At 74.6% G+C, this 13178-nt stretch carries 10 protein-coding genes; 7 read left to right on the top strand and 3 right to left on the bottom strand.

Annotated features, from left to right (window positions below):
* Positions 1-75: 75 nt before the first annotated feature.
* Positions 76-2589 (top strand): DEAD/DEAH box helicase, encoded by a 2514-nt coding sequence (locus AC07BS_RS05110; RefSeq protein WP_478930292.1) that lies wholly within the window; start codon positions 76-78, stop codon positions 2587-2589.
* 49 nt (positions 2590-2638) lie between these two features.
* Positions 2639-3505, top strand: coding sequence for an acyl-CoA thioesterase (locus AC07BS_RS05105; RefSeq protein ID WP_478639736.1), 867 nt, complete (start codon positions 2639-2641; stop codon positions 3503-3505).
* A gap of 27 nt (positions 3506-3532) precedes the next feature.
* Here AC07BS_RS05105 and AC07BS_RS05100 read toward each other — a convergent pair whose 3' ends face one another.
* Positions 3533-4474, bottom strand: a complete 942-nt coding sequence (locus tag AC07BS_RS05100) for a DUF6397 family protein (protein WP_478930290.1) — start codon at positions 4472-4474, stop codon at positions 3533-3535.
* Between the two features lie 66 nt (positions 4475-4540).
* Positions 4541-4954, bottom strand: coding sequence for a roadblock/LC7 domain-containing protein (locus tag AC07BS_RS05095; protein WP_478639740.1), 414 nt, complete (start codon positions 4952-4954; stop codon positions 4541-4543).
* A 285-nt stretch (positions 4955-5239) separates the two neighbouring features.
* Here AC07BS_RS05095 and AC07BS_RS05090 point away from each other — a divergent pair, with 285 nt between their 5' ends.
* The 4 genes from AC07BS_RS05090 (at position 5240) to AC07BS_RS05075 (ending at position 8996) form a co-directional block, all read left to right on the top strand.
* Positions 5240-5518 (top strand): hypothetical protein, encoded by a 279-nt coding sequence (locus AC07BS_RS05090; RefSeq protein ID WP_478641059.1) that lies wholly within the window; start codon positions 5240-5242, stop codon positions 5516-5518.
* A gap of 231 nt (positions 5519-5749) precedes the next feature.
* Complete coding sequence (locus AC07BS_RS05085; protein ID WP_478930288.1) at positions 5750-6655, top strand: alkaline phosphatase family protein; 906 nt, start codon at positions 5750-5752, stop codon at positions 6653-6655.
* Positions 6656-6657: 2 nt separating this feature from the next.
* Positions 6658-7947, top strand: coding sequence for an MFS transporter (locus AC07BS_RS05080; protein ID WP_478930286.1), 1290 nt, complete (start codon positions 6658-6660; stop codon positions 7945-7947).
* Positions 7944-8996, top strand: a complete 1053-nt coding sequence (locus tag AC07BS_RS05075; RefSeq protein ID WP_478930284.1) for a TolB-like translocation protein — start codon at positions 7944-7946, stop codon at positions 8994-8996. Before AC07BS_RS05080 ends, AC07BS_RS05075 begins: the two co-directional genes overlap by 4 nt.
* Here the strand turns inward: AC07BS_RS05075 and AC07BS_RS05070 are convergent.
* Positions 8993-10030, bottom strand: a complete 1038-nt coding sequence (locus AC07BS_RS05070; RefSeq protein WP_478930282.1) for a fatty acid desaturase family protein — start codon at positions 10028-10030, stop codon at positions 8993-8995. The genes AC07BS_RS05075 and AC07BS_RS05070 overlap by 4 nt on opposite strands.
* 313 nt (positions 10031-10343) lie before the next feature.
* Here AC07BS_RS05070 and AC07BS_RS05065 point away from each other — a divergent pair, with 313 nt between their 5' ends.
* Positions 10344-13172 carry a DEAD/DEAH box helicase gene (locus AC07BS_RS05065; protein WP_478930281.1) on the top strand — a complete coding sequence of 943 codons (2829 nt, stop codon included), beginning with the start codon at positions 10344-10346 and terminating at the stop codon, positions 13170-13172.
* Positions 13173-13178: the final 6 nt, after the last annotated feature.

Raw genomic sequence — 13178 nt, 5'->3', positions numbered from 1 at the left:
CAGCGTAATGCCCGAATGATCATCGTTCGACCGGCCGGTTCCCTGATCCGGGCGGAGGCCAGGCAGTATGGGGGTGTGACCCTTATCGATCAGATGCCGAGCCATGCCGACCCCGACGCCCTCTTCGAAGCGTTCTCGACCTGGGCCGAGGAGCGCGGCATCACGCTCTACCCCGCTCAGGAGGAGGCCCTGATCGAGGTCGTCTCCGGGGCGAACCTGATCCTCTCGACGCCGACCGGCTCCGGCAAGAGCCTGGTGGCCGCCGGCGCGCACTTCACGGCCCTCGCCAACGACCAGGTCACGTTCTACACCGCGCCCATCAAGGCACTGGTCTCGGAGAAGTTCTTCGACCTGTGCAAGATCTTCGGCACCGAGAACGTCGGCATGCTCACGGGCGACGCCTCCGTGAACGCCGACGCCCCGATCATCTGCTGCACCGCCGAGGTCCTCGCCTCCATCGCCCTGCGCGACGGCAAGGACGCCGACATCGGCCAGGTCGTGATGGACGAGTTCCACTTCTACGCGGAGCAGGACCGCGGCTGGGCGTGGCAGATCCCGCTGCTGGAGCTCCCGCAGGCGCAGTTCGTCCTGATGTCCGCGACGCTCGGCGACGTCTCCCGCTTCGAGGAGGACCTCACCCGGCGCACCGGGCGGCCCACCGCGGTGGTGCGGTCGGCGACGCGTCCCGTGCCGTTGTCGTACGAGTACCGCGCGACGCCGCTGACCGAGACGCTGACCGAGCTCCTCCAGACCCGCCAGGCGCCCGTCTACATCGTCCACTTCACCCAGGCCGCCGCCGTCGAGCGGGCCCAGGCGCTGATGAGCATCAACATGTGCTCGCGCGAGGAGAAGGACGAGATCGCCAAGCTCATCGGCAATTTCCGCTTCACCACGAAGTTCGGCCGGAACCTGTCGCGCTACGTCCGTCACGGCATCGGCGTGCACCACGCGGGCATGCTGCCCAAGTACCGGCGGCTGGTGGAGCGGCTGGCCCAGGCCGGCCTGCTGAAGGTGATCTGCGGTACGGACACGCTGGGCGTCGGCGTCAACGTGCCGATCCGCACGGTGCTCTTCACCGCCCTGACCAAGTACGACGGCCAGCGGGTGCGGACGCTGCGCGCCCGGGAGTTCCACCAGATCGCGGGCCGGGCCGGGCGGGCCGGCTTCGACACGGCCGGCTTCGTGGTGGCCCAGGCCCCCGAGCACGTCGTCGAGAACGAGAAGGCGCTGGCCAAGGCGGGCGACGACCCGAAGAAGCGCCGGAAGGTGGTCCGCAAGAAGGCCCCCGAGGGCTTCGTCAACTGGAGCGAGAACACCTTCGAGAAGCTCATCGCCTCCGAGCCCGAGCAGCTCACCTCCCGCTTCCGGGTCACCCACGCGATGCTGCTGGCCGTCATCGCGCGGCCGGGCAACGCCTTCGAGGCGATGCGCAGCCTGCTGGAGGACAACCACGAGCCGCGCCGCAACCAGCTGCGGCACATCCGCCGGGCCATCGCCATCTACCGCTCGCTGCTGGACGGCGGCGTGGTGGAGCGGCTGGAGGAACCGGACGCGGAGGGGCGCATCGTCCGGCTGACGGTCGACCTCCAGTCCGACTTCGCGCTCAACCAGCCGCTGTCGACCTTCGCGCTCGCCTCCTTCGAGCTCCTCGACCCCGAGTCGCCGTCCTACGCCCTGGACCTGGTCTCCGTGGTGGAGTCCACCCTGGACGACCCGCGCCAGATCCTGGCCGCCCAGCAGAACAAGGCGCGCGGCGAGGCCGTCGCGGTCATGAAGGCGGACGGCGTCGAGTACGAGGACCGCATGGAGCGGCTCATGGACGTCAGCTACCCCAAGCCGCTGGAGGAGCTGCTGACCCACGCCTACGACGTCTACCGCAAGAGCCACCCGTGGGTCGGCGACCACCCGCTGTCGCCGAAGTCGGTCATCCGCGACATGTACGAGCGCGCCATGACCTTCACGGAGTTCACCTCCTACTACGACCTCGCGCGCACCGAGGGCATCGTGCTGCGCTACCTGGCGAGCGCCTACAAGGCGCTGGACCACACCGTGCCGGACGACCTGAAGTCCGACGACTTCGAGGACCTGATCGCCTGGCTGGGCGAGATGGTGCGCCAGGTCGACTCCAGCCTCCTGGACGAGTGGGAGCAGCTGGCGAACCCGGCGGAGGAGACGGCCGAGGAGGCTCAGGAGCGCGCCGACCAGGTCAAGCCGGTCACCGCGAACGCGCGGGCCTTCCGGGTGCTGGTGCGCAACGCCCTCTTCCGCCGGGTGGAGCTCGCCGCCCTGGACAAGGTCGCCGAGCTCGGCGAGATGGACGCCGAGGCGGGCTGGGACGAGGAGCGCTGGGGCGCTGCCATGGACGCCTACTGGGACGAGTACAAGGAGCTCGGCACCGGCCCGGACGCGCGTGGCCCCAAGCTGCTGCGCATCGAGGAGCGCCCGGAGGACGGGCTGTGGCGGGTCCGCCAGACGTTCGCCGACCCCAACGGCGACCACGACTGGGGCATCACCGCCGAGGTGGATCTCGCGGCGTCCGACGAGGAGGGCCGCGCGGTGGTACGGGTCATGGACGTCGGACAGCTGTAGCCTCCGAAGCGCGGCCCGGGGCGCGGGCCCCGTCCGTGGAGGAGTGGCGATGACGAGTCCCGCCGACCGTCTGGTGGGCCTGCTCGACCTGGAACGGATCGACCTGAACATCTTCCGGGGCCGCAGCCCGGACGAGTCGTTGCAGCGGGTCTTCGGCGGGCAGGTGGCCGGGCAGGCGCTGGTGGCGGCCGGGCGGACCACGGACGGGGACCGCCCGGTGCACTCGCTGCACGCGTACTTCCTGCGCCCGGGCCGGCCGGGGGTGCCGATCGTGTACCAGGTCGAGCGGGTCCGGGACGGTCGGTCCTTCACCACGCGCCGCGTGGTCGCCGTCCAGCAGGGTCGCACCATCTTCCTTCTCACCGCTTCCTTCCACCGGCCCGAGCCGGGTTTCGAGCATCAGGTGGCGATGCCGGACGTGCCGGAGCCGGAGAAGCTGCCCCGGCTCGCCGACGAGATCCGCGACCGCCTGGGCGAGCTGCCCCAGGCGCTCCAGCGCATGGAGCGCCGGCTGGCCTTCGACATCCGTTACGTGGACCGGCTGCGCTGGACGTCCGAGGAACTGCGGGACGCCGAGCCGCGCAGCGCGGTGTGGATGCGCGCGGTGGGGCCGCTCGGCGAGGACCCGCTCGTGCACACCTGCGCGGTCACCTACGCCAGCGACATGACCCTGCTGGACGCGGTGCGCCTGCCCGTCGAGCCGCTGTGGGGACCGCGCGGCTTCGACATGGCGTCACTGGACCACGCCATGTGGTTCCACCGGCCCTTCCGGGCGGACGAGTGGTTCCTCTACCAGCAGGAGTCGCCCACCGCCACGGGCGGCCGGGGCCTGGCCCGCGGCCTGATCTTCGACCGGGACGGACAGCTGCTGGCGTCCGTCATGCAGGAGGGCCTCTTCCGCCGCATCACCGACTGAGGGCGCGGCCGCCCCGGCGCCGACGGGTCACGTACCGGAGGACCGCTGCCGCCCCCTCCCGCGCGCAGGCCACACCCGCCCCCACGCCCGGGCCACCGCCCCCGGCCGCGGCCCCGCCCCTGTCACCGGGGCCTCGACGGGAAGCGGTGGCGACGAGGCGGGCACCGGTGGCGGGCCGGGCCGGCGGGCGCGCCCGGGGGCGGGCCGGGTCGCGCGGGCCCGTTCCAGCGCGGTGATCAGGCAGTGGCGGTGCCAGTCGACCTCGTCCCGGTCCCGTGCCAGCAGCAGCTCGGCGACCACCTCGCGGGTGCCCGACGCCTCCGGCGGGGGAGGGACGAGCGCCGGCCGCAGCGCGCTCACATAGGCCCGTTCGTCCGGGTCGGGCACCGCGCGGGCCAGCTCGGCGGGGCCGAGCACGGCGGCGGGCACCGCCGCCCGCTCCCAGGGGTCGCGGGCCCTGGCCGTGAGCTGGTCGAGCCGGCGGGCGCGCCAGCCGCGGGCCCGGCGGTCGGGGTGCTGTTCGAGGGCGGCCTTCAGCAGGGCCGGGGTGCGGCCGGTCAGCGTCTCGGGATGGTGGTCGGCGAACTCCACGAGCTCGGAGACCAGGTAGTACCAGACCACGACGCGGTAGCGGTTGACGGAGAAGCGCACCGGGGCGAAGCAGCCGCCGCGGGCGAGCCGGGCGAAGCGCGCGGGGCCGATGCCCAGCAGCTCGGCGCCCTCGGCCGTGCCCACCACCCACAGACGGGTGCGCAGGGCCTCGGGGAACCCCTCGGCGGACCGGTGCCGCTCGATCTCCTCGCGCGGCACCCGCCGCCGTCCGCCCGGCCCCCCGGCGACCGTCCGCACCTCCCCCAGCTGGACGGCCAGTTCGAGCTCGCGTGGCCTGAGCTCCAGTTCCCGGGCCGCCCGCATGAACGGAATCAAATCTTCCGAAACGCCCCGGCCCTGCTCCTGACGTACCGTCATGGCGTCCTCCCCACCTCCGGTCGATCACTGTCGGTGACGACCGTAGCGGCGCGGCACGCCACCGCGTCAGGCCTGTGGATAACTCGCCGCGGGCTTCCCCTCCCCGCCCTCCGCCGGGCCCCCGCCGATGCGGCCGGCCAGCAGCGTCGTCTCGTAGCCGATGCGGCCGACGTCCGCCCCGGCACCGCCGAGGACGCACAGCCGGCCGTCGTCCCCCACCGCCGTCACGAACAGCACGCCGCCCTCGAACTCGACCATCGTCCGGCGCACCCGGCCCGCCCCGAAATGCCGGCCCGTTCCACCGGCGAGGCTGTGCAGTCCGGACGCCACGGCCGCCAGGCGTTCGGCGTCCGCCCTCTCCAGACTCGCGCTCGCCCCCGTCACGAGTCCGTCGCCGGACAGCACCAACGCGTGGCGTATTTCCCCGACACGCTCGGTCAGACCGTCCAGCATCGCGTCGATTTCCTTGCCGATCGCCATGTCCAGCCTCCCCGTTCCGCCATTCCCCGTAAGTCCGTGCAAGCCTTGCTCACCTCAGTGCTCGCGGCAACCCGGCAGGTCCCTCGGCACGCGTCTGTGCGCCAGTCGGCACACGATCGGGACACGACACGGAAAACGCGCGGAGAAGGCACCGGACGGCTCCCCTTCATTTGACGGAGGTTCAACTCGGCCACCACCGGGCACCCCTTGAGCGACCGCAGGAAATACCGCTCATGAGGGCAGGTGATCCGCGTGTTCGGAAAACTGCGCAAACGCGTCGAAGAGGTGCGGCGGGCCCCCGCCCCACGGCCGCCGGCGCACACCGGGTCCGGTCGGCCCCGGCAGCGCAACCTCTTCGAGGCCGCGGCCGTCTACGTGGCGGCGTGCGCCGAGAACGACGTCGAGAAGAGCGCCGAAGCGGCGCGCTGGGTCTCCCCCGAGGCCCTCAGCTTCGGGGTGAACGAGCTGGCGTGCCGGGCACTGATCGCGCTGGCCCGGGAGCGCGACGAGTCGCCGCAGACCGTGGCGCGCGGCCTGCTGGGGCTGCCCACGCCCACCCCCTGAGCCCGCCGGGCCCGGCGCCACCCTTCCGCGCGGACCGCCCCCGCACGGCATCGGCGTCCCTCTCACCTTCCTGACGGCGCCCCCCGCCACCCCACGGGCCGTCGCCCGCGCCTCGGCGGACATTCCCCGAGCCGTCATCTGCAAGACGCGTACATGCCATTAGCCCAGCTCTACGCTGCCATCGCATGCCCGCGCGCACCCCACCGACTCCCCCCTGCCACGGAGGACCCCGTGCCCGCCGCAGCCCTCACCGACAGCACCCGCCGCCCCCGCCCCGGACTCCGCCGCCGCCCCGCCCCGGCCCTGATAACGGCTCTCGGACTGGCCACCGCCTCCCTCGGTCTGTGGGCCGCGGAGTCGACCGCCGCCCCGGCCGTGCCCACCCCGGACCACGTCGTGGTCGTGGTGTTCGAGAACCACGCCTACGGCCAGGTCATGGGCAGTTCCGGCGCGCCGTACATCAACTCCCTCGCCGCGGGCGGCGCCAGCCTGACCGCCTCGTACGCCGAGACCCATCCCAGCCAGCCCAACTACTACGCCCTCTTCTCCGGGGACACCCAGGGCGTCACCGACGACAGCTGCGTCGAGCCCGGCTTCAGCGACGAGCCCAACCTCGCCTCCGAGTTGCTCGCCCGCGGCAGAACCTGGGCCAGCTACAACGAATCGCTGCCCGCCGAGGGGTCCACCACCTGCAACAGCGGGCAGTACCGCCAGAAGCACAACCCGTGGTTCGGCTTCGGCAACGTCCCCACCACCACCGCCCACACCTTCGGCGCGTTCCCCCGCGACTACGCCACGCTCCCCACGGTGTCCTTCGTCGTGCCGAACATGTGCAGCGACATGCACGACTGCTCCGTGTCCACCGGCGACACCTGGCTGAAGAACAACCTCAAGGGCTACGCCGACTGGGCCAGGACCCACAACAGCCTGCTCCTCATCACCTTCGACGAGGACAACCGCCTCAGCGGCAACCGCATCCCCACCGTCCTGTACGGCCAGCCGGTCAAGCCGGGCACCACCTCCGGCACCACGTACAACCACTACGACGTGCTGCGCACGCTGGAGACGATGTACGGGCTGCCGCACGCCGGGAACGCCGCCGACGCCAAGGACATCACCGGCGTCTGGGCCGGCTGACCGTGTACCTCGCGGACAGCCGCGGCACCGCGCCTCCCACCGGGCGTGCCGCACACCCCGCCGGCCGTGCCACCGCGCCCGGCCGGCGGGCCGCCGTACCGGCCACGGTGCTCGCCCTGGGCACCGTCAGCCTGATCACCGACGTCTCCTCCGAGATGGTCACGGCCGTCCTGCCGCTGTACCTCGTCACGGGACTGGGCCTCTCGCCCCTCGGGTTCGGGCTCCTCGACGGCCTCCACAACGGCGTCGGCGCGCTCGTGCGGCTCCTCGGCGGCCGCCTCTCCGACCGCTGGAGCGGCGGCCACAAGGCCGTGGCGGCCGCCGGCTACGGCCTGTCGGCCCTGTGCAGACCACTGCTCCTCCTCGCGCACGGGCTCCCGCAGATCGGCGCCGTCCTCGCCGCCGACCGGACGGGCAAGGGCCTGCGCACGGCCCCGCGCGACGCGATGATCTCGCTCGCCTGCGCGCCGGAGGTCCGCGGCCGCGCCTTCGGCGTCCACCGGGCCATGGACACCGCCGGTGCCCTGCTCGGACCGCTGGCCGCCTTCCTCATCCTGCGGGTGGCGGCGGAGGGCTACGACGCGGTCTTCGCCGTGAGCGGCTGCGTGGCGGCGCTCGGCGTCCTGGTCCTGCTGCTGTTCGTACCCGGCGGACGGACACGTACCGCCCCGGAACCGCCCGGGTCGCGACCGTCGTCACGAGAGCTGCTGCGCCGCCCGGGCGTCCGCCGGCTGACCGCGTGCGCGATGCTGCTCGGTCTCACCACCGTCAGCGACTCCTTCCTCTACCTCACTCTCCAGCGCCGCCTCGACCTGCCCGGGGCGTGGTTCCCGCTGCTGCCCCTGGGCACCGCGGGGACGTTCCTGCTGCTGGCGGTGCCACTGGGCGCGGTGGCCGACCGCCTCGGCCGGCGGCGGATGTTCCTCTGCGGCCATCTGGCGCTGCTCGCCGCGTACGTCCTGCTCGTCGTCCCCCTCGGCGACTCCCCCGCCCCGGCCGCCGCGGTGCTCGTCCTCCACGGCGCCTTCTACGCCGCCACCGACGGCGTGCTGGCCGCCGCCACCGCCGACACCGTGCCCCGGGCCCTGCGCGGCAGCGGCCTGGCCGTGGTGCAGACCGGTCAGGCGACCGCACGCTTCGTCTGCTCGATCGCCTTCGGCGCCGCGTGGACCGCCTGGGGCGACCGCACGGCCCTGGGCGCCGCGGCGGCCGGGCTGCTGGTCTCCGCCGCCCTCAGCGCACCGCTGCTGCGCCCCTCCCCCACCGACACACCCCCGGAGCACGCCCGTTGAACCGCATCGCGCCCCTCGCCCACCGGCACCGGTTACTGATCCTGCTCACCGCCGTCGTCGTCCTGGCCGCCGTGGCCGTCGGCGCCACGCTGCACGCGGCCGGCCGCGACGCCGGGAAGGACCGCGCCCGCCCCGGCGACCCGGCCGTGCGGAGCGGCGAGGTCACCCTGGACGCGCCCGGACGCGCCCTGTTCCGCACCATGACCTGGGGACCGCACCGCGACGAGATCGTCTCGGTGCCCGGCGACGAGCTGTCCGGGCCGCGCACCGCCTCCGGCGTCCGCTGTCTGCGCTTCCACGCCGCCGCCGGGACCGGCGTCTGCCTGCGGGCGGTACGCGGCGGGCTGCGCGACGGCTACCGGGCCGTCGTCCTCGACGCGCGCCTGCGCGAGCTCGGCCACTACGACCTCGCGGGCATCCCCTCCCGTGCCCGGGTCTCCCCCGACGGCCGCGCCGCCGCGTGGACCGTGTTCGTCAGCGGCGACTCCTACGCGGGCACCGCCTTCTCCACCCGCACCTCGGTCCTCGACGTCCGCACCGGGCGGCTCGACCGCGATCTGGAGAGCTACCGCTTCCTCGTCGACGGCCGGCGGCGCGCACCCGCCGACCTCAACGTCTGGGGCGTCACCTTCGCCGACGCCACCGGCTTCTACGCCACCGCCGCGACGGGCGGGAAGACCTATCTGGTGCGCGGGGACCGGGCCTCGCGCACCCTGACCGCCCTCCACGAGAACGTCGAGTGCCCGTCCCTGTCGCCGGACGGCACGCGCGTCGCCTACAAGAAGCGCGTCCGGGACGCCTCCCCGGACGCGCCCTGGCGGCTGTACGTGCTCGACCTGCGCACCCTGCGCGAGACCCCCACCGCCGAGCGGCGCTCCCTCGACGACCAGGCGGTCTGGCGCGACGCGCGCACCCTGCTGTACTCGCTTCCCGGGAACTACGGCTCGGATCTGTGGACCGTTCCCGCCGACGGTTCCGGCGCCCCGCGGGTGGCCGTGGCGGCGGCCCTCGCCCCCGCGTTCACCGGCAGCTCCCCGGACGCCCGCTAGGCCTTCCCGGAGCGCAGCGGGGCGCCGACGTCGTGCATGTGGCGCAGCGCCCACGCGTACGACTCGACGAGTCCGGTCTCGGTGTACGGCAGCCCCACCGCCCGGCAGTGGTCGCGCACCAGCGGGCGGGCGGCCCGCAGGCGGTGCCGGGGCATGGAGGGGAAGAGGTGGTGCTCGATCTGGTGGTTCAGCCCGCCCATGAACCAGTCGGTGACGACTCCACCGCGGACGTTGCGGGACGTGACGACCTGGCGGCGCAGGTGCCCCCAGCGCTCCCCGTCGGGGTCGGGCATCTCCATGCCCTTGTGGTTGGGGGCGAAGACCATGCCGAGGTGGAGGCCGAAGAGGGCGTGGTGGAGCAGGGCGAAGGCGACCGCCTTGCCGGGCGGCAGCGCGGACAGCAGCAGGGCCGTGTAGCCGACGGCGTGCAGCAGCAGGAACAGCGCCTCGACCCGGCGCTCGCGGGGCTCCTGACGTGCGAGGTCCCGTACGCCCGAGACCTTCAGGTTGATGCCCTCCAGCAGCAGGAGGGGGAAGAACAGGCGTGCCTGATGGCGGGTGAGCCACCGCCCGAACCCCTCGCGGCGGGCGGCCTGCCGCCGGGTCCACACCAGCACGCCCTCGCCCACGTCGGGGTCCTTGTCCACGTGGTTGGGGTTGGCGTGGTGGCGGACGTGCTTGTCGTTCCACCAGGCGTGGCTCATGCCGAGCAGCAGATTGCCGTGCACGAGCCCGAGCAGACGGTTGCCCCGGCGGGAGCCGGCTATCTGCGCGTGCCCGCTGTCGTGGCCGGTGAAGGCGATCCGCGCGGAGAAGACCGCCGCGGGGAGGGCGAGCGCCAGCGTCCACCAGGTGTCGCCGACGGCGAGGAGCGCGACGGCCGTGGCGGCGAGGGCGAGCAGGTCCACGGCGACGGTCAGGGCGTGGCGGGCCCGGTCGCGCTCCAGCAGACCGGCCGCCCGGACCTGTCGCAGGAGCGGGGCGAAGTCGCTTCCCGCACGGGTTTCCACGGGTACGGCGGTGGCCTGGGGCATGGGGTCTCCGAGAGGTGTGGGCTGCGGGTTCCGGCGGTCGGCCCGACCTGACGAAACGTACGGACCGGGGCCCCGCGCGGGCCATAGCGGCACCACCCGGACCGCCCGGGGTGCCCGCCCCCGGTGGCGGCGGGGGGTTGAGTGCACCCCGCGGCCCGCGCCCCCACCCGCAGCCCGCACCCCGCTCCCCGCTCCCCGCGCACAGGGACCTATGGCGTGGCTCACAGGGCGGGTCCGCTCGTCAGGAGTGCCGGGCCTGTACCCTCGGCGGCTGCGCCCCCGGCCGGCCCGAACGTGAGGACTGCTCGGTTCCGTGACCCCACTCCCCGCCCCGACGGCCTCCGTCCTCGCCTCGCTCCTCCCCTGCCGCGCGGTCTTCCTCCCGGGCGCCCCCTCCCGTACGGGACGCGTCGCGTTCTGGCTGCCCGGCGGTGAGGCCCCCGTACCGGCGGACGACAGCACGGAGATCTCCGTCGAGGAGCTGACCGTCGTCGACCCGGACGGGCCGGACACGACCACCGTGTCCGTGCGCGCCTCCGTGCTGCCCGTACGCCGGGCCCTGCCCGTCCTCACCCGCGCCCGCGCCGCCGGCGCCGACGGGACGGCCGTCTTCTGGGGCACCGTGGCCGTGCTGGGCCTCCAGCTCGCCGCGCGCGGCGGGCCGGCCGTCCCCGGCGACCCGCGCCGGGTCCGCGACCTGGCCGCCGCCATGCCGCCGGCCGCCCGCCCGGTCCCGCGGCCGGACGACGGCCCCTCGCGGCCGCCCGAGCCGGAGCCGCTCGTCCGGGCCTTCCTCGACGCCGTCGCGGGTGGTCTGCCCCGCTCCGCGGCCGTCGTGGCGCCCGCGCCCCGGCGACCGCCCCTGCTCCGAACGCCGGCGGCGGACGCCGCCGCCGGTCACGACACGCGCGTACGGCTGTCGCTGCGCGTCGAGGACCTCACACGCACGCACCACGGCAGCGACACGCCCCGGGCCGAGTCCCCGCGCTTCCGGGCCGTGCTCCAGGTGCACGCCGTCGGCGACGCCGCGCTCGTCGCGGACGCGGCGGACGTCTGGTCGGGCACGTCCCCGGCGGGGAGCGCGTTCGGCCCGGCCGCGCGCTCGCGGGCGGTCCTCGCGCTGCGCCGCGCCGCGAGCGCCTGGCCCGCGCTCTCGCCCCTGCTCCCGGCCGCCGTGCCCGACGCGGTCGATCTCGACGACGAGGGGGTCGGCGACCTGCTCGGCGCCGCCGGTGCCGCCCTGGACGCGGCCGGCGTCGAGGTGCACTGGCCGCGCCACCTCGTCCGTACGCTCACCGCGCGCGCCGTCGTCGGCCCGCCGGACGGGGCGGCCGGCACCCCGCCCGGCCGGCGCTCCGGCCCACCGTCACCGCTCTCCGCCGGGGCCCCGCTCGCGCTCGGCTGGCGTTTCGCCGTCGGCGACCGGGAAGTGACCCGTGAGGAGCTCGACCTGCTCGCCGAGGCGCGCCGGCCCGCGGTGCGGCTGCGCGACGGATGGGCGCTCGTCGACCCCGAGGACGTGCGGCGCGCCCAGGCGCGCCGGGAGCGGACCGTCACCCCGGTCGAGGCACTCGGCGCCGCCCTCACCGGCCGGGTCCCGGCCGCGCGCACCGGCGACGAGACCGTCGAGGTCGAGGCCACCGACTGGCTGGCGGCCCTGCGGGACCGCGTCGCCGACCCGGCCCCCGTTCGCGCGCCCCTCGCCCAGCCGGCCGCGCTCGCCACGACCCTGCGCGCGTACCAGCTACGGGGCCTGGACTGGCTGGACCGCATGACCTCGCTCGGCCTGGGCGCCTGTCTGGCCGACGACATGGGCCTGGGCAAGACCGTCACCCTCATCGCCCTCCATCTGCGCCGCCGGGACCGGCCCGGCACGGCCGGGCCCACGCTCGTCGTGTGCCCGGCCTCGCTCCTGGGCAACTGGCAGCGCGAGATCGAGCGGTTCGCGCCCGGCACCCCCGTGCGCCGCTTCCACGGCCCCGCGCGCTCCCTGGAGGGCCTCGCCGGCGACGCGTTCGTCCTCACCACCTACGGCACGCTGCGGCGGGACGCGCCCGCGCTGGCCGGGACCGGCTGGGGGCTGGTGGTCGCCGACGAGGCCCAGCACGTGAAGAACCCGCGCTCCGCGACCGCGAGGGCGCTGCGGACGATCGGCTCGGGGGCGCGGGTGGCGCTCACCGGCACCCCCGTCGAGAACAACCTCTCGGAGCTGTGGGCCGTTCTCGACTGGACGACCCCGGGCCTCCTGGGCCCGCTCGACGCCTTCCACCGGCGCCACGCCCGGGCCGTCGAGGACGGCGCCGACCCGGTCGCGGCCGAGCGCCTCGCCGCGCTCGTCCGCCCGTTCCTGCTGCGCCGCCGCAAGTCCGACCCCGGCATCGCGCCCAAACTGCCGCCCAGGACCGAGACGGACCACGGCGTCGCGCTCACCCGGGAACAGGCGGGGCTCTACGAGGCGGTGGTGCGGGAGCTGCTCGCCGAGATCGCCGGGGCGGACGGCCTCGCGCGCCGCGGGCTGGTCGTCAAGCTGCTCACGGGGCTCAAGCAGATCTGCAACCACCCGGCGCAGTTCCTGAAGGAGCGCGCCCCGGACGGGATCGGGCGGCGCTCGGGCAAGGTCGCGCTGCTCGACCGACTGCTGGACACCGTCCTCGCCGAGGGCGAGAGCGTCCTCGTCTTCACCCAGTACGTCGCGATGGGCCGCATCCTGGAGCGGCACCTGGCGGCGCGCGGCGTGCCGGCACTGTTCCTGCACGGCGGCACTCCTGTGGCCGCCCGCGAGGACATGGTCCGCCGCTTCCAGGAGGGCGCGGTCCCGGTCCTCCTGCTGTCCCTGAAGGCCGCCGGCACGGGACTGAACCTGACGCGGGCCACGCATGTCGTGCACGTCGACCGATGGTGGAACCCCGCGGTCGAGAACCAGGCGACCGACCGGGCGTACCGTATCGGCCAGACCAGACCCGTCCATGTGCACCGGCTCGTCGCCGAGGGCACCGTCGAGGACCGGATCGCCGCACTGCTCGCCCGCAAACAGGCCCTGGCGGACGCGGTGCTCGGCGCCGCCGGGGAGGCCGCCCCGACCGACCTGACCGAACTCACCGACGCGGAACTGGCCGCGCTCGTCGAGCTGCGGGCGAGCTGAGGGCGA

The sequence above is a fragment of the Streptomyces sp. NPDC044063 genome, assembly GCF_056434285.1.
This window is presented reverse-complemented; position numbering and strand designations above follow the sequence as displayed.